Here is a 17,402-nt window from a genome sequence, read left to right on the forward strand (position 1 = left end):
CAGAGAGAAACGGGAAATGGCGACGATCAAGGATGTGGCGGCCATGGCGGGCGTGTCGTTTACGACCGTCTCGCACGTGGTGAACAATTCGCGGCCGGTGTCCGCCGACGTGCGTGCGAAGGTCGAGGGCGCGATCCGCGAGCTGAATTACGTGCCATCGGCCGTGGCGCGCTCGCTGAAGGCGCGGGCGACGGCGACCATCGGCCTCGTCGTGCCGAACAGCACGAATCCGTACTTCGCCGAGCTGGCGCGCGGCATCGAGGATCAGTGCGCGGCCAACGGCTATTGCGTGTTCTTCTGCAATTCGGACGACGATCCCGTGAAGCAACGCAACTACCTGCGCGTGCTGCAGGAAAAACGCATCGACGGGCTGATCGTCGCGTCGGCGGGCGAGGACGCGGTGCTCGCGCAGACGCTCGCGGACATCCATGCGCCGCTCGTCGTCGTCGACCGCAACATCGAGGGGCTCGCGGCCGATCTCGTGCAGATCGATCACGAGCGCGGCGCGTATCTGGCGACGCGCCACCTGCTCGAACTCGGACACGCGAAGATCGGCTGCATCACCGGGCCGACCGACACCGCGGTCAGCGCGATGCGCGTGCACGGCTTCATCCGCGCGATGGCCGAGCGCGGGGTCGACATCGTGCCGGGCGCGATCGCCGAAAGCGATTTCTCGTGCCTCGGCGGCTATCACGCGGCGGCGCGGCTGTTCGAATCGGTGCGGCCGAGCGCGATCTTCGCGGGCAACGACCTGATGGGCGTCGGCGCGCTGCGCGCGGCGGCCGAGCGCGGGCTGCGCGTGCCCGACGACTGCTCGATCATCGGCTTCGACGACATCGAATTTTCCCGCTACACGTATCCGGCACTGTCGACGGTCGGCCAGTCGGTGCGCGCGCTCGGCGAAATGGCCGCCCAGACGCTGATCGAACGGATCGGCGGCGGCTCGAGCGCCGTGCCGAGCCGCCGCCGCGTCGTGTCGCCGCGCCTCGTGCTGCGCGAATCGACGGCGGTCTACCGCGAGCCGGCCGCGCCGGGCGCGCGCGCATGACGGCGCGCGCAACGGGCGCCGGCCGCGTGACGGTGGTCGGCAGCCTCAACATGGATCTCGTCGTGCGCGCGCCGCGGCTGCCGCTGCCGGGCGAAACGCTCGCCGGGCACGCGTTCGCGCAGGCGGCGGGCGGCAAGGGCGGCAACCAGGCCGTCGCCGCGGCCCGGCTCGGCGCGCAGGTCGCGATGATCGGCTGCGTCGGCGCGGATGCGCATGGCGCGGCACTGCGCGCGGGCCTCGAGGCCGAGGGAATCGATTGCACGGGGCTCGCGACGAGCGCATCGGCGTCGACCGGCGTCGCGCTGATCGTCGTCGACGATGCGAGCCAGAACGCGATCGTGATCGTCGCGGGCGGCAACGGCGAGGTCACGACCGATACGATCGCGCGGCACGAGGCCGCGCTGGCGGCGGCCGACGTGCTGATCTGCCAGCTCGAGACGCCGCCGGACGCGGTGTTCGCGGCGCTATCGGCCGGGCGCCGGCTCGGCCGCACGGTGGTGCTCAATCCGGCCCCGGCCGTCGCACCGCTGCCGGACGGCTGGCTGCCGCTCGTCGATTACCTGATCCCGAACGAGGTCGAGGCGGCCGCGCTGACGGGGCTGCCGGTGCGTGACCCGGCGGAGGCCGAAGCCGCTGCGCGGGCGCTTCGGACCGGCGGCGCGCGCAACGTACTGATCACGCTCGGTGCGCGCGGCGTGCTGGCGCTGACGGCCGACGGCACCGCGCGCCACTATCCGGCGCCGGTCGTGCAGGCCGTCGACACGACGGCGGCCGGCGACACCTTTATCGGCGGGTTTTCCGCACGGCTCGCGGCCGGCGCGGATGTCGATACAGCCATCCGCTTCGCGCAACGCGCGGCGGCACTGTCGGTTACGCGCGCGGGCGCGCAGCCGTCGATTCCGACGCGTGCCGAACTGGCCGACTAGGGCCGGATCACCGGTTTCCCGCTCGCCGTGCTGCCGGGTCCGTCGCATGAGACGGCCGGCCGCGCCGCCGGCAATCCGTTGCCGCTTCCCCCAGGCCTTTACCCCGATTCTCCATCCAGCCCCGAATTTCGTCATTTATTCAGACTTATTCAATATACGGACGAATAATTTGAAGTAAACACGCCAAAACCATCAAGTTATGCGTGGCGCGGTCGTAAATGCACCGAGTGAAGCAATGCTTCGAGCCAACGGGCCCGGCCCGTTCATGACGACGCAACACAGGATGGATGATGGTGTTCAGGAACCTGACGATTCGTGCGCGCATCGGTTTGACGATGGCGTTTCTGGCGGTACTGCTCGGGGTCACCGGCGTGCTCGGTCTGCACGGGATGACGCGCTCGAACGATTCGATGCGCGAGATTTTCACGAACCAGATGCCGAGCGCGGTCGACGTGGCGATGGCGGAAATGTTCTCCGCGCGCGAGCGTCTCGCCCTCGACCGTGCGGCGCTGCTGGTCGGTACGCCCGACTCGGCGGCGGCCATCGAGCGCAGCCGCGCGATGCGGGCGCAATCGGACGCCTGGTGGCAGAAATACCTTGCGCTGCCGCGCGAAGCCGACGAAGACCGGCTTGCACAGGACGTCGCCGCCCGGCGCAAGGTGCTGCAGGGCAGTTGCGACGCGTTCGCGAGTGCGGTCGTGGCCGGCGATCACGACCGGATCGGCGACGGCGCGAAGCAGCTTCAGGCGCGCTATACCGAGCTGGCCGCGGCCGGTGAAGCGCTGCGCGGCTTCCAGTTCACCAATGCGCAGGCGCGGTTCGATCAGGCGGAATCGGTGTTCGGGACGATGCGCGCGCTGGCGATCGTCATGCTGCTGGCCGGCATCGGCGCCGCGGTACTGTCGTGGCTGGCGCTGAGCCGCGCGATCGGCCGTCCGATCGCCGACGCGCTGTCGCATTTCGACGCGATCGCCGCGGGCGACCTGCGCCGGCCGATCGTCGTGGACCGGCGCGACGAGATGGGCCGGATGCTGGAAGGCCTCGCGAGGATGCAGCGCGGGCTCGTCGACACGGTGCGCACCGTGCGCGGCGGCAGCGAGTCGATCGCGACCGCGGCCCGCCAGATCGCGGCCGGCAACATCGACCTGTCGTCGCGCACCGAGGAACAGGCCTCGGCGCTGCAGGAAACCGCGTCGAGCATGGAGCAACTGACCGGCACCGTGAAGCAGAACGCGGACAATGCGCGTCAGGCGAGCTCGCTGGCCGCGAATGCGTCGGAGATTGCAAACAAGGGCAATACGGTGGTCGGCCAGGTGGTCGGCACGATGGGCGAAATCAACGACAGCTCGGCGAAAATCGCGGACATCATCGCGATCATCGAGGGAATCGCGTTCCAGACCAACATTCTTGCGCTGAATGCGGCCGTCGAAGCCGCGCGGGCGGGCGAGGAAGGCCGCGGTTTCGCGGTCGTCGCCGGCGAAGTGCGCAGCCTCGCGCAGCGTTCGTCGAGCGCGGCGAAGGAAATCAAGGCGCTGATCGACGCGTCGGTGGAGCGTATCCGGACCGGCTCGACGCTGGTCGACGAAGCAGGGCGCACGATGAGCGACGTGATCGGCGCGGTCCAGCGCGTGACGGACATCATGGGCGAGATCGCGGCGGCGTCCGAGGAGCAGAGCAGCGGGATCGACCAGGTGGCGCGCGCGGTCACGCAGATGGACGAGGTCACGCAGCAGAACGCCGCACTCGTCGAGGAAGCCGCGGCTGCCGCGCAGTCGCTCGAGGAACAGGCGGCCCGCCTGCGCGAAACGGCGGCGGTATTCCAGCTCGACGACGCAGCGGCCCGCGCGGGCGCCGTCGTTGCGGTGGCGGCGCGTCCCGCGCCGCGCGCGTCTGCCGTGCCTTCCGTCTCGGCTGCGGCGCCCGCACCGGCTGCCGCACGCGTCGAACGCGACGCCGCGCCGAAACGCGCGGCCGCCGCGACGCCGGCGCGCAAGCCTGCCGCCGTATCGGCGGCGCCCGCGCCCGCGCCGGCCGCCGCGACCGCGGGCGGCGACGACTGGGAGACGTTCTGATCCACGCGCGTCGCGTATCTATCCCCATTTGGCGACGCACGACGCCCGCGATTGCGGGCGTCGTCGTTTCCGCGACCGGTCGAATGTGACAGCGCGGACGATCGAGCGTGCATCGGCACGTGCGTGGCGCGTCGTGCGCCGACGGATCCCCCGGGAAGCGCTGCGTGCGCGTCGTGTTCCCGCGTTCGTCGTACGGGTATGTCCGTAAGGGACTGCGAAAAAAATTTGTAACGGTGCGCGCGGCGTGTCATCGCACGCGAGCGCTCGAACGTATAGGGATGAAGGGGAGAAGCGGCGACGTCGGAGGTGTCCAACGCACGAGACGTTTCGATGTTCGACGAGACGCGGCGGATGCAGTTTCTGCGGCTCGGGAGGTCGATTGTAAAACGACGAAATGCGTTGTCCAAGCGGTGTTGTCGAGAATGACGAACTTCATACGAAGAGTTCGTGAAAAAAAATAAGAAAGGGTTTAGGATGAATTCGAACGCGCTTGCTTCTGCGCAGTCGTACGAAGGCAGGCACGTCTTCAGACTCAGGCGAGGGAGGTAGCATGGATATTTACAGCAGCTTCGCGAACCGCTTCGAAAAAACGCGAGAGGAAGAGCTCTCGCTGGAGGAGTATCTCGCGCTCTGCAAGAACGATCCATCCGCGTACGCGACGGCTGGTGAACGCATGCTGGAAGCAATCGGGGAACCTGAACAGATCGATACCCGCAACGACCCGCGCCTGTCGCGGATCTTCGCGAACAAGGTCATCAAGGTGTATCCGGCATTCCGTGAGTTCTACGGAATGGAGGAGGTGATCGAGCAGGTGGTCGCATACTTCCGCCACGCTGCGCAAGGTCTTGAAGAGAAGAAGCAGATTCTCTATCTGCTGGGCCCGGTGGGCGGCGGCAAGTCGTCGATCGCCGAGCGCCTGAAGCAACTGATGGAGCGCGTGCCGTTCTATGCGCTGAAGGGCTCGCCCGTCAACGAATCGCCGCTCGGGCTGTTCGACTACGACGAGGATGGCCCGATCCTCGAGGAACAGTACGGCATTCCGCGCCGCTACCTCAAAAGCATCCTGAGTCCGTGGGCGGTCAAGCGCCTGCACGAATACAACGGCGACATCCGCCAGTTCCGCGTGGTGCGCCGCTATCCGTCGATCCTGCGGCAGGTCGGCATCGCGAAGACGGAGCCGGGCGACGAGAACAATCAGGACATCTCGTCGCTGGTGGGCAAGGTCGATATCCGCAAGCTCGAACAGTACGCGCAGGACGATGCCGACGCGTACAGCTACTCGGGCGGCCTGTGTCTCGCGAACCAGGGCCTGCTCGAATTCGTCGAAATGTTCAAGGCGCCGATCAAGGTGCTGCACCCGCTGTTGACCGCCACGCAGGAAGGCAACTTCAAGGGTACCGAAGGTTTCGGCGCGATTCCGTTCGACGGCGTGATTCTTGCGCACTCCAACGAATCGGAGTGGAAGGCGTTCCGCAACAACCGCAACAACGAGGCATTGCTCGACCGGATCTTCGTCGTGAAGGTGCCGTACTGCCTGCGCGTGTCGGAAGAGATCAAGATCTACGAGAAGCTGATCCGCAACTCGTCGCTGGCCGAGGCCGTATGCGCGCCGGGCACGCTGAAGATGATGTCGCAGTTCTCGGTGCTGTCGCGCCTGCACGAGCCGGAGAATTCGAGCCTGTTCTCGAAGATGCAGGTATACGACGGCGAAAACCTGAAGGACACCGATCCGAAGGCGAAGTCGTACCAGGAGTATCGCGACTACGCGGGCGTGGACGAAGGGATGACCGGCGTGTCGACACGCTTCGCGTTCAAGATCCTGTCGCGCGTGTTCAACTTCGATACGAGCGAGGTCGCGGCGAACCCGGTGCATCTGATGTACGTGCTCGAACAGCAGATCGAACGCGAGCAGTTCCCGCCGGAAACCGAGCAGAAGTATCTGTCCTTCGTGAAGGACGTGCTCGCGTCGCGCTACGCGGAGTTCATCGGCAAGGAGATCCAGACGGCGTATCTCGAGTCGTATTCGGAATACGGCCAGAACATCTTCGATCGCTACGTCACGTATGCGGACTTCTGGATCCAGGATCAGGAATTCCGCGATCACGACACGGGCGAGAGCTTCGACCGCGCCGCGCTGAATGCGGAACTGGAGAAGATCGAGAAGCCGGCCGGGATCAGCAATCCGAAGGATTTCCGCAACGAGATCGTCAACTTCGTGTTGCGCGCACGGGCGGCGAACGCCGGCAAGAACCCGGTGTGGACGAGCTACGAGAAGCTGCGCGTCGTGATCGAGAAGAAGATGTTCTCGAACACCGAGGAACTGTTGCCTGTCATTTCATTCAACGCCAAGGGTTCGGCGGAGGAGCAGCGCAAGCATGAGGACTTTGTGAACCGGATGGTCGCGAAGGGCTATACGCCGAAGCAGGTAAGGCTGCTTTGCGACTGGTACCTGCGCGTGCGCAAGTCGTCATGACGCGCGCGGTATCGCGCCCGTACGGCGAGTCCGTACGGGCGCTTTCAGAGGCGCCGCCCGCATGACGGCACACGGCATGCGCGGCGAGTGCCCCGGCAGATCGACTTTCGAGCGGGAGACCGGGAGTGCTTCATCAAATCATCGACCGCAGGCTGGCCGGCAAGAACAAGAGCATCGCCAATCGCGAACGCTTTCTGCGTCGCGTCAAGAACTACATTCGTCGTGCCGTGTCCGACGCGGTGCGCGACCGTAGCATCAAGGATATCCAGAGCACGCAGAGCATCACGATCCCGCGCAAGGACATCGCGGAGCCGAATTTCCGGCACGCGCCGGGCGGGCGTCGCGAATACGTGCACCCGGGTAATGAAGACTACGTGCGCGGCGACAAGATTCCGCGTCCGCAGGGCGGCTCGGGCGGCGGCGGCAGTCAGGCGAGCAACGAGGGTGAAGGGCAGGACGACTTCGTGTTCGAGCTGTCGCGCGACGAGTTCATGCAGTACTTCTTCGACGATCTCGAACTGCCGCGCCTCGTGAAGACGCACCTGCTGACGGTGCCGAGCTGGAAGAACGTGCGCGCGGGCTGGTCGGCGGAAGGCACGCCGAACAACATCGACGTCGTGCGTTCGCTGCGCAGCGCGCTCGGCCGGCGCATCGCGCTCGGTTCGCCGCTCGTCAACGAGCTGCGCGAGCTCGAGGCGCAGCTCGAAGCGCTGAAGAGCGACCCCGAAGACCGCCGCGCGGAAATCGCGACGCTCGAGGCCGAGATTCATCACCTGAAAGGGCGCATTTGGCGGATTCCGTTCATCGATCCGTTCGACCTGCGCTACATCAACCGCGTGAAGCAGCCGCAACCGTCGAGCCAGGCCGTGATGTTCTGCCTGATGGACGTGTCGGGGTCGATGGACGAGCAGCGCAAGGATCTCGCGAAGCGCTTCTTCATCCTGCTTTACCTGTTCCTCAAGCGCAACTACGAGCGCATCGAAGTCGTGTTCATCCGTCACCACACGCGCGCCGAGGAAGTCGACGAGGACACCTTCTTCCACTCGACCGAAAGCGGCGGCACGGTCGTGTCGAGCGCGCTCGAACTGATGCGCAAGGTGATGGACGAGCGCTACTCGCCGACCGAGTGGAACATCTACGGCGCGCAGGCGTCCGACGGCGACAACTGGACTGACGATTCGCCCAAGTGTCGCAAAATCCTGGAAGAGGATATCCTCACCAAGACGCGTTACTTCGCGTATATCCAGGTCGCGCCGGAAGAGCAGAATCTGTGGCTGGAATACGCGCAACTGGCCTTGTCGCAACCGCATCTCGCGATGAAAAAAGTGGAATCGGCTGCGGACATTTACCCGGTGTTTCGCGAATTGTTCGAAAAGCAGGTGGAAATGTCATGACGACCCGCCACCTGCACAACGAGTCGCGCGGCTACGAGCCGCGCCCCTCCGGCGACGACACGGCCGGCCCTGCCGCACCGCAGCAACGCGCGCAGGCCGAACCGCCGCCGCCGGCCGCCGACTTGCCCGGTTCCGGGCAGAAGGAAGCGCGTATGAACGTTGCCGAACGCAAGCCGCTGCCGTGCCCGTCCGACTGGACGTTCGAATTGCTCGAGGAATACGACACGCACATCGCGCAGGTCGCCGAACAATACGAGCTCGACATCTACCCGATCCAGCTCGAACTGATCAGCGCCGAGCAGATGATGGATGCGTATGCGTCGGTCGGGATGCCCGTCAACTACCGTCACTGGTCGTTCGGCAAGCACTTCCTCGCGACCGAGAAGAGCTACCGCCGCGGCCAGATGGGCCTCGCCTACGAAATCGTCATCAATTCGAACCCGTGCATCGCGTATCTGATGGAAGAGAATACGATGACGATGCAGGCGCTCGTCATCGCGCACGCGGCGTACGGGCACAATTCGTTCTTCAAGGGCAACTACCTGTTCCGGCTGTGGACCGACGCGCACGCGATCATCGACTATCTGGTGTACGCGAAGAACTATGTCGCGGAATGCGAGGAGCGCTACGGCCTCGATCGCGTCGAGGAACTGCTCGACTCGTGCCATGCGCTGATGAACTACGGCGTCGACCGCTACAAGCGGCCGCAGAAACCGTCGCTGTCGAAGGAAGCGGCGCTGCGGCGCGAGCGCGAGGCGTACCTGCAGTCGCAGGTCAACGAGCTGTGGCGCACGCTGCCGGGCAAGAAACCCGAGCTCACGGAGGAGCAGGACGACCGCTATCCGTCCGAGCCGCAGGAGAACCTGCTGTATTTCGCTGAGAAGAATGCGCCGTTGCTCGAGCCGTGGGAGCGGGAAGTGATCCGCATCGTGCGCAAGATCGGCCAGTATTTCTATCCGCAGCGGCAGACGCAGGTGATGAACGAAGGCTGGGCGACGTTCTGGCACTACACGCTGCTCAATACGCTGTACAACCAGGGGAAGCTGGAAGACGGCTTCATGATGGAGTTCCTGCATTCGCACAGCAACGTGGTCTACCAGCCGCCCGTCACGAAGCCGTATTACAGCGGGATCAACCCGTATGCGCTCGGTTTTTCGATGATGAGCGACATCCGACGGATCTGCGAAGCGCCGACGGAGGAAGACTACAAGTGGTTTCCGGAGATCGCGGGCACGCCGTGGCTGCCGGCGATGCACTATGCGATGCGCAACTTCAAGGACGAGAGCTTCATCGCGCAGTACCTGTCGCCGAACCTGATCCGCGAGATGCGGCTCTTCTCCGTGCTCGACGACGACATGCGCGATTCGCTCGAGGTCTCGGCGATCCACGACGACTCCGGCTACCAGTACGTGCGGCAGGCGTTGTCGCGGCAGTACGACATCCATCACCGCGAGCCGAACATCCAGGTGTGGGCCGTCAACACGCGCGGCGACCGCAGCCTCACGCTGCGCCACTTCATGACCGACAACCGCCACCTGTCGAACGACAGCGACGAAGTGCTCAAGCACATGGCGCGGCTCTGGCAGTTCGACGTGTACCTGGAAAGCGTCGACGAGGCCGGCACCGTGCGCAAGCGCTACGAGTGCCGCTACGTGCCGCCGGAAGTGCGCGTGTGATCGTCGCGTCGACCATGTTTGCATCGGACGCCAGCCTTCGGGCTGGCGTTTTCATATGACGAACGCGTGGCGGGAGAAAAATCTTCTACATCGGGACGAACCCGGAGCGCTTGTTACTTTACATTTCGCTAAAATCCCCTAGCGCCGTGCGCCGGAACCGGTGCCACGTGCGATCGCACGCGGCGGCCCCAGCCGTCTCGCCCAGAAAGTACTACAAGGAACAGACCACCCCATGGACGTCCAGACCGACCAAGCTGCGCTGTCCGCGCACGACACCCGGCGGCGCGTGTTCGCCATCGTCGGCGCCTCATCGGGCAACCTCGTCGAATGGTTCGACTTCTACATCTACTCGTTCTGCGCGCTGTACTTCGCGCCGGCGTTCTTCCCGAGCGGCAACACGACGACGCAGCTGCTGAACACGGCGGGCGTGTTCGCGGCCGGCTTCCTGATGCGTCCGATCGGCGGCTGGCTGTTCGGCCGCATCGCCGACCGCCACGGCAGGCGCACGGCGATGATGATCTCCGTGCTGATGATGTGCGGCGGGTCGCTGGTGATCGCGGTGCTGCCGACCTATGCGCAGATCGGCGCGCTCGCGCCGGCGCTGCTGCTGGTCGCGCGCCTGTTCCAGGGCTTGTCGGTGGGTGGCGAGTACGGGACGAGCGCGACCTACATGAGTGAAGTCGCGCTGAAGGGGCGGCGCGGCTTCTTCGCGTCGTTCCAGTACGTGACGCTAATCGGCGGCCAGCTGTGCGCACTCCTGGTGCTCGTGATCCTGCAGCAGACGCTGTCGGCCGGCGAGCTGAAAGCGTGGGGCTGGCGCATTCCGTTCGTGGTCGGCGCGGCGGCCGCGCTGATTTCGCTGTACCTGCGCAAGTCGCTCGACGAGACGTCGACGAGCGCATCGCGCGACAAGAAGGATGCCGGCACGATCCGCGGCGTATGGCAGCACAAGGGCGCGTTCTTCACGGTGGTCGGCTTCACGGCCGGCGGCTCGCTGATCTTCTACACGTTCACGACGTACATGCAGAAGTACCTCGTGAATACCGCCGGCATGCATGCGAAGACGGCCAGCAACGTGATGACCGTCGCGCTGCTCGTCTACATGCTGATGCAGCCGGTGTTCGGCGCGCTGTCGGACAAGATCGGCCGCCGCACGTCGATGATCCTGTTCGGTTCGTTCGCGGTGATCGGCACGGTGCCGCTGATGCATGCGCTGAAGACCGTGACGAGCCCGGTCGCCGCGTTCGTGCTGATCACGGTGGCGCTGGCGATCGTCAGCTTCTACACGTCGATCAGCGGCCTGATCAAGGCCGAGATGTTCCCGCCGGAAGTGCGCGCGATGGGCGTCGGCCTGTCGTATGCGGTGGCGAACGCGATCTTCGGCGGCTCGGCCGAGTACGTCGCGCTGTGGTTCAAGTCGATCGGCAGCGAGGAAACGTTCTACTGGTACGTGACCGTGCTGTGCGCGATCTCGCTGATCGTGTCGTGGCGGATGCGCGATCCGAGCAAGGAAGGGTATCTGCGTCACGAGCCGTGATCGGCCGCGTGTTGCGCGCTCGTGCATCATGACGAACGTCCCGCCGATCGGCGGGACGTTTTTTTGCGACGGGCGATGACGCGTGCGGTGGTCGTGGCGGCTCGACCCGGGGAATGTCGACATGAGCGCGGCCCGTCATATCGATATGGAAATCGATTCGTTGTCCGTGGCGCGCGATTTCCTTAATCTGGCTGCGTAGTTCCTGTGACACCTCCTTGACTGGGATTCGCGCCCGCTGCGTGCAGCGGGCGTCTTTTTATTCCGGATCCGCAGGCCAGTGTCGCCACGTTCTCCTGACGGGACGCGAAATATAATGGCGCTCGCGCGGCTTGCGCGCGGCAACCCATACCAAGATCCCTATGAGAGAACAACAACGCCCGATGCCGTGGCTGACGATTCTGCTGGCCGTCGTCAATGCAGTCATCTTTATGCTGATGTGGCGGCAAGCGTCGTATGGCCCGCTATCGAACGGGCTATTGCTCGACTGGGGCGCGAACTTCGCGCCCTATACGCTTACCGGGCAGCCGTGGCGGCTGCTGACCAGCGCGTTCCTGCACGGCGGCTGGACGCATCTCGCGCTGAACCTGTACATGCTCGTCGTGCTCGGCGCCGTGCTCGAACGCGTCGGCGGGACGCTGCGATTCGGCGTCGTCTATCTGCTGTCCGCACTCGGCGGCTCGTTGTTGAGCGCGCTGTGGCATGGCTATCACGAGGTCGCCGGCACCAGCCTCGCGTTCGGTGTCGCGCTTCAGACGAGCGGCATCAAGCCGGTCGTGAGCGTCGGCGCGTCGGGCGCGCTGATGGGGCTGGCCGGTGCGGCCGCGGCCTTCGCGCTGCGCCGCGCGCGCGAAGGCGGGCACGACGCGCCGGGCGTGATCAACCTCGGTGCGGTCGGGCAGGTGATCGCGATCAATCTCGCGTCGGGCTTCTTCATCGGCGGCATCGACCAGGCCGCGCATCTCGGCGGCGTGATCGCCGGCTTCGTCGCCGGCTGGTTGATCTACGGCGCCGGCGGGCCGGGGCAGGTCCGCGGCGGTGTCGTCGTGCCGCTCATGCTTGCGGTGCTCGGCAGCGCCGCGATGCTGTTCGCCGCGCAGCGGGCCGGCAGCGAGGAATTGCAGGCGTGGCGTGTCGAGATGGATCGGGAGATGGCGCACGACGCCGCGCAGCGTCAGGCGAAACGGCAGGCGGCGGCGATCGACGCGCAGATCCGCGACGACGAGCAGCACCGTCCGGCACCGGTGTCAGCCGAGCAGGCCGCCGGCACGGTCGTGCCGGTCGGCAAGTCGCCGTACGCGATGGTGCTCGGCGCATCCGGCAAGCGCCTGTACGTGACCGACATCGACGCGAACACGCTCGTCGTCGTCGACGTCAATCGACGCGCGGTCGTGCGCACCGTCACGGGCGAGCCGTTCAAGACGGGGCTCGACGGCTGCCCGGGCAATATGTGCCGCGGGCGCGGCGCGAGCGGCGTCTATGTGAGCCCGGACGAGCGGTACGCCTACGTCGCGTCGATGCGCCAGAACGGCCTCGTGCGGATCGACCTGAACAGCGGCGCGATCGTCGACGGCGTGGCGCTTGGCCGGTTTCCGCGCGCGGTCGTCGCGTCCGCCTCGAACGACAGGCTCTACGTGCTGAACAGCCTCGATGACACGATCTCCGTCGTCAGCCTCGCGCACTGGCCGCAGGTCATCGCGACGCTGCCGCTCGGCGAGCACGATGCGGCGGGCGTCGAGTTCGGCCGCGCGCTGTCGATGTGGTTGTCGCCCGATGGCCGGCGACTGTATGCCTACGCGATGCAGAAGGGCGCGATCGTCGCGTTCGATACGGCGACGAATGCCCCGGTCCAGACCTATCCGGTCGATCAGGATTTCATTCAGGCGATGCCGGGCGCGAACGGTGCGGGAACGTGGTTCTACAACGCGTCGTCGGTGCAGTGGCGCGACGCGTCGAGCCTGGTCGCGCGCGACAGCTATCCGGTCTGCCAGACGTCGATGCACGGTTTCGACGGCAATGGCGACGGCACGCTGATCGCGGTGACCGGATACGACGACAAGCCGTTGCGCGTGATCAAGACCGCGACGCGCCGCACGGTCGGCGAATTTCCGGTGACGGGCGGCGTGTCGCAGGCCATCTTCGCGCCGGACCACCGCACGCTGTTCGCACTTGGCGCATCGGGCACGCTGTCGTTCCTGAGCATGGACCGGTCGCTCGACTACCTGCAGGACAATGGCGACGGTGAATTTCTGTGTGCGGTGTCCACCGCCGGCGGCACGGATGACGGCGACGAGTGAGCGCGAGCGTGGGGCGGCGTGATGAACGCGCGCGATGCGTGGGCCGCGCTTCATCACGAAATCCGCAGAGCAAAGCGCCATTTGTTGGTTCGGATTCGCCGCACGCGCTGATACGTTAGTGGCTTCGCGACGGCATACTCCGTCGCGATGTGCTTCGAACCGTGCCGCCGCGCGATCCGCGGCGGCCTCCATGACAAATCAGGTCGTGCTCATGAAAATCAACACGCTCGCTGCGTGGCTCATCGGGGTCGCGCTCATCACCGCAGGCACCGTCGCGCATGCGGATCGTCTGGACGACATCAAGAAGGCCGGCGTGCTGCGCGTCGCGACGTTCGACAGCAATCCGCCGTTCGGCTATGTCGACGCGAAAAGCAACCACATCGTCGGTCTCGACGTCGATTACGCGAAGGCGCTTGCCGACACGCTCGGCGTGAAGCTGCAACTGCAACCGACCAACCCCGCGAACCGCATCCCGTTCCTGACGTCCGGCAAGGTCGATCTCGTGGTCGCGAACTTCACGATCACCGACGAGCGCGCGAAGCAGGTCGACTTCAGCATCCCGTATTTCTCGTCGGGCCAGCAGTTTCTCGCGAAGAAGGGCGTGCTGAAGTCGGCCGACCAGCTGAACGGCCTGCGCGTCGGCGCGGACAAGGGCACGACCAACGAGATCACGCTGCGCGAGAAATTCCCGAAGGCGACGATCGTCGCGTACGACGACACGCCGTTCGCATTCGCCGCGCTGCGCGCGGGCAACGTGCAGGCGATCACTCAGGATGGCCCGAAGCTGATCGGCCTGCTCGCGAACGTGCCGGACAAGCAGAACTACGAGATCCCGGCGTTTACGATCTCGAACGACTACATGGGCGTCGGCGTGCCGAAGGGCGAAACCAGCCTGCTCGGGTACTGAACCTGGCAATTCGCTGGACCTGTTTAACTCCTCAATTCCGGGAGGGGACAACGTGCGTTATGCTATCGATTCCCGCGGCAACATCAATCGATTCTACTCGGACGGAAATGGCGTTTATCACTGGTCCGGCTCTACTGGCGATTTATCCGCGCCGCTCAACGTTTCGAAGATTCCGATCGACGTCAGACGATCACTCGGTTTTAAGGGGAAGTAAATGTTATCTGGCAACCCTGATACGTTCGCCATTTGGTTCGACTCAGTTGAATCTTGGTCGACCGATAGTTTCAAGAATGGATGCTTTGGTTGCTTCGTCGCGGGAGAATTGATTTGGTCCCTGCGGTCTACGATCGGAGTCGATCTTCATGGACTAAGTCTGCTGAACGCCATGAATCATCCTGTCGAAAACGAGGAGGTGTTTAATTTGCCGCTGGATTCTGCATATAAGCGACTTTGCAAACTCGCTTTTCCCTCAATTGATTCGGGTGCCGAGGTCAGCGATTTCACGCATCTCGTATCACCGGAAAGCCTCTCTGATGAAGGGTATTACCTCTTTCTTGTGGAGCTCGGAGAGCGGGCGAAGCTGATCTCTGGGGTCAGGGAAGACCTTAGCAGTGTTCGGCAAGTTATTTTGAAACGCGGAGAATTTCAAGATGTCGTGAGGGGGGCGATTGAGAAGTCTACGGTATAGAAGAATGGATTGCGAACTGAGGTTGGCAGCACGCTGAACACAGTCGGCGCGCTTGCACTGGCCTTGATAAGGAGTGGTTTCATAAAGCAGTTCAGTCCACCGGAGGATATTCCAGAAGATCAGCAACAACTGAACGATCGATGGAACTGAATCACGAGCCCGTCCCCGCCCGTGATGGTGGGAAGGAATTCGTGCCTCGGTGGCCGCAAGACCATGCAAAAGTAGATCCGTATCGCAGACTGGGATATTGACATGACGAACATCTCATTAGCGCAGCGTTTCCAAGAAGCTAGAGCACCCAAAATTGAAGTTGACGGGCCGGTGCGTCGGCAAGCAGGGCATTGACATCCTTGTCAAGGGTCTGTCGTTGACTCTAACGGGATGGTGATAGTAAAAGTCCCTCGGAATACGCCATGAGCAATCAAGTAGCCTTGGAAAAGTTGATGAATCTCGTTCGGAATGAGCAGAAGTTGCTACCTGAGCTCGTTCATGACGCCGTATATCGGCGAACAAAAGTCCGCCTTGGTGCAGTCTACAGTGGGCTGGCAAGCCGCGCACGTTCGCAAGCTGTTGTTGATTATTTTGGAGATAGCGATATATCAGCCAGCAAGCAGAATTTCTATCTATCTTCAAAGCTTTCTATTGAGAGCAGTGGTTTGGATGGAGGTGCTAGTTTCACAACGGGACTTGAGTTGCTTTGTGCAATTCTATCCGATGATCAGGGCATTATCGAGCGAGCTGCAAAGGTTGAGACCTCAGTCCTGCTTGACGGAAGAGGCGATCCAAAATCGGCAGCGGCACTGCAATACAGATTCCAGCTCGCGATCTTGGGTAAAGATCGGGAGCTGGAGGCGCTTATCGAGGAAGTGAGGAAAAAGGGAATCAAGGCTGATCGGCAAGCGATCGAAAGCGGCGAGTATTTTTTCTCCTTACTTCTATCGCGCGATGCTGCGGGATTGAGGTCGCTGATCGAGAAGCGGCACGCAAACATCAAGAGCGCTTGGCCGGATTTGGAGGACTTCATCTCATATCTTGGGACGCTTGAGACAAAGATTTGCTGGCGTCGTGGAATCCAAATTGAAGTCGATCATCCGCTTGTGCCGATGGGGCTAATGCCGGTCAAGCCTCTCGATCACTACGATGACGTCTACGATTTTCTGAAGTCGGGGTGGGTGCCGCCTTCGCAGGGGCTAATTGGCCGAGTTTCCAAATGGTTTAAGTCGTAATTGGCCGACATCCGACTCAATCAGGCCGCAAACGCCTTTCTGAATCAAGCGCATGGGTTGCTTCCTGCTGATGGAAATAGTGGCCCCGGATATATGTTCTACGCGACGCCGGATCAAAAGGCCAACGTAGCGATGTACGGGAAGTATTATCCGAATGGCGTAGGCATGAATGTGCCGCCTGCACAAGCGGTCGCGAGTTCGGCCAATCGAGACAAGGCTCAGCAGGAAAAGTACAGTACGCTAACTTCCTCTGCCGCAGCGGTGGCCGCATTGGTAACGGGCGGCGTGGCGTTGTTTCCGGACGCAGCGACAGCAATTGGTACAGCGATCAAGGCTTGTGCGGCGAATCCGATCCTCTGCGGAAATCAGGCGGCGATCACTGTCGGCGATTTGGCTGCTGGCGGAGCGATGCCGGCCGGCACGGGGGCGGCTGTAGCGGGTGCCGGGGCTGCTGCCGCTGGCAAGCTGATCGGTTCGACGGAAAACCTAACCGCAGCCGAGCGCGGCTTCATCAACGAGATGGTGAGCGGCGGCCGAACTGTCGAGGTGATTCCGTCGAGTAACGTTGGCCGGTCCGGCGACTTCCTTATCGATGGCAAGAAGTACGAACTCAAGACGATGACCAACGTGGTAAAGCAGGATTCCGACGGATTGTCGAAGGCGATTTCGAGCACGGCGATGGACGCGCGCGGGCAATCCGGTGACATTATTATCGATGCAAGGAATCAGGCTGGCATGACGCCGGAAATTGCAACGCGTGGAATTAGTCGAGCATTGAGTCGTGATAGTGGATCTGGAGAAAAAATTCAAAGCATTACTATTATTACTTCACAGGGGATGGTGTACGTCCCGAGGGTGCCGAAATGACAGCTTTGATTAATGGATATCCGACAGTAGAGGAATTAAGAAATAGAATTCTGCGTCAATTGGAATGGCGAGGCCCTACGGCCGAGGTCGCGTCTGTGTGGCGCGGCTATTTAACTGCACTTCTTGAGTGGGGGCTTTTAGAGATTTCTGATCATGACACATTGGCTTCACTGCTTCCTGTTAAAGGGGTCAAAGAGGTTGTGGAACTTTCTGCTGATGAGCCGCTGGATAAAGAAACTGACGCTTATATTGATGAGAAAATGAAGCTGGACGAAGATAAATGGAAATGATTGC

The 17,402-nt window shown here is 63.2% G+C and carries 12 protein-coding genes and 1 pseudogene; all 13 read left to right on the plus strand.

The window, feature by feature from the left end:
- Positions 1–16 precede the first annotated feature (16 nt).
- Positions 17–1,048 carry a LacI family DNA-binding transcriptional regulator gene (locus tag QZM72_RS20610; RefSeq protein WP_089467384.1) on the plus strand — a complete coding sequence of 344 codons (1,032 nt, stop codon included), beginning with the start codon at positions 17–19 and terminating at the stop codon, positions 1,046–1,048.
- Positions 1,045–1,974, plus strand: a complete 930-nt coding sequence (gene rbsK / locus QZM72_RS20615) for a ribokinase (protein ID WP_089467385.1) — start codon at positions 1,045–1,047, stop codon at positions 1,972–1,974. Before QZM72_RS20610 ends, rbsK begins: the two co-directional genes overlap by 4 nt.
- A gap of 290 nt (positions 1,975–2,264) precedes the next feature.
- Positions 2,265–4,046: a methyl-accepting chemotaxis protein gene (locus QZM72_RS20620; RefSeq protein WP_089467947.1), complete on the plus strand. Its 1,782-nt coding sequence runs from the start codon at positions 2,265–2,267 to the stop codon at positions 4,044–4,046.
- A 550-nt stretch (positions 4,047–4,596) separates the two neighbouring features.
- Complete coding sequence (locus QZM72_RS20625; protein WP_027784391.1) at positions 4,597–6,519, plus strand: PrkA family serine protein kinase; 1,923 nt, start codon at positions 4,597–4,599, stop codon at positions 6,517–6,519.
- 125 nt (positions 6,520–6,644) lie between these two features.
- Positions 6,645–7,913, plus strand: a complete 1,269-nt coding sequence (locus tag QZM72_RS20630; RefSeq protein WP_006476064.1) for a YeaH/YhbH family protein — start codon at positions 6,645–6,647, stop codon at positions 7,911–7,913.
- A complete protein-coding gene (locus QZM72_RS20635; protein ID WP_089467387.1) occupies positions 7,910–9,589 on the plus strand; it encodes a SpoVR family protein in 1,680 nt (559 codons plus the stop codon). Before QZM72_RS20630 ends, QZM72_RS20635 begins: the two co-directional genes overlap by 4 nt.
- A gap of 232 nt (positions 9,590–9,821) precedes the next feature.
- On the plus strand, positions 9,822–11,126 hold the full coding sequence (locus QZM72_RS20640) for an MFS family transporter (RefSeq protein WP_089467388.1): 1,305 nt from the start codon (positions 9,822–9,824) through the stop codon (positions 11,124–11,126).
- A 359-nt stretch (positions 11,127–11,485) separates the two neighbouring features.
- Positions 11,486–13,420 carry a rhomboid family intramembrane serine protease gene (locus tag QZM72_RS20645; protein WP_089467389.1) on the plus strand — a complete coding sequence of 645 codons (1,935 nt, stop codon included), beginning with the start codon at positions 11,486–11,488 and terminating at the stop codon, positions 13,418–13,420.
- 211 nt (positions 13,421–13,631) lie between these two features.
- Positions 13,632–14,324 (plus strand): annotated as a pseudogene (locus tag QZM72_RS20650) (ABC transporter substrate-binding protein); the annotation flags it as partial.
- A gap of 217 nt (positions 14,325–14,541) precedes the next feature.
- Positions 14,542–15,015, plus strand: a complete 474-nt coding sequence (locus QZM72_RS20655; RefSeq protein WP_089467390.1) for an immunity 42 family protein — start codon at positions 14,542–14,544, stop codon at positions 15,013–15,015.
- A gap of 413 nt (positions 15,016–15,428) precedes the next feature.
- On the plus strand, positions 15,429–16,241 hold the full coding sequence (bcpI, locus tag QZM72_RS20660) for a contact-dependent inhibition immunity protein BcpI (protein ID WP_301739051.1): 813 nt from the start codon (positions 15,429–15,431) through the stop codon (positions 16,239–16,241).
- The gene (locus QZM72_RS20665) at positions 16,242–17,108 is read left to right on the plus strand and encodes a hypothetical protein (RefSeq protein ID WP_301739052.1); all 867 of its coding nucleotides are present in this window, start codon (positions 16,242–16,244) and stop codon (positions 17,106–17,108) included.
- Positions 17,105–17,398 carry a hypothetical protein gene (locus tag QZM72_RS20670; RefSeq protein ID WP_256979603.1) on the plus strand — a complete coding sequence of 98 codons (294 nt, stop codon included), beginning with the start codon at positions 17,105–17,107 and terminating at the stop codon, positions 17,396–17,398. Before QZM72_RS20665 ends, QZM72_RS20670 begins: the two co-directional genes overlap by 4 nt.
- The last annotated feature ends 4 nt before the right edge of the window (positions 17,399–17,402 follow it).

The sequence above is a fragment of the Burkholderia sp. AU45388 genome, assembly GCF_030481585.1.
Taxonomy (GTDB): domain Bacteria; phylum Pseudomonadota; class Gammaproteobacteria; order Burkholderiales; family Burkholderiaceae; genus Burkholderia; species Burkholderia sola.

What these genes read in the sequence shown, in the direction of transcription:
- QZM72_RS20655 (WP_089467390.1), top strand. Translation starts at nt 14,542, where the DNA reads ATGTTATCTGGCAACCCTGATACGTTCGCCATTTGGTTCGACTCAGTT.
- QZM72_RS20620 (WP_089467947.1), top strand. Translation starts at nt 2,265, where the DNA reads ATGGTGTTCAGGAACCTGACGATTCGTGCGCGCATCGGTTTGACGATG.
- QZM72_RS20645 (WP_089467389.1), top strand. Translation starts at nt 11,486, where the DNA reads ATGAGAGAACAACAACGCCCGATGCCGTGGCTGACGATTCTGCTGGCC.
- QZM72_RS20635 (WP_089467387.1), top strand. Translation starts at nt 7,910, where the DNA reads ATGACGACCCGCCACCTGCACAACGAGTCGCGCGGCTACGAGCCGCGC.
- QZM72_RS20610 (WP_089467384.1), top strand. Translation starts at nt 17, where the DNA reads ATGGCGACGATCAAGGATGTGGCGGCCATGGCGGGCGTGTCGTTTACG.
- QZM72_RS20625 (WP_027784391.1), top strand. Translation starts at nt 4,597, where the DNA reads ATGGATATTTACAGCAGCTTCGCGAACCGCTTCGAAAAAACGCGAGAG.
- rbsK (WP_089467385.1), top strand. Translation starts at nt 1,045, where the DNA reads ATGACGGCGCGCGCAACGGGCGCCGGCCGCGTGACGGTGGTCGGCAGC.
- QZM72_RS20670 (WP_256979603.1), top strand. Translation starts at nt 17,105, where the DNA reads ATGACAGCTTTGATTAATGGATATCCGACAGTAGAGGAATTAAGAAAT.
- QZM72_RS20640 (WP_089467388.1), top strand. Translation starts at nt 9,822, where the DNA reads ATGGACGTCCAGACCGACCAAGCTGCGCTGTCCGCGCACGACACCCGG.
- bcpI (WP_301739051.1), top strand. Translation starts at nt 15,429, where the DNA reads ATGAGCAATCAAGTAGCCTTGGAAAAGTTGATGAATCTCGTTCGGAAT.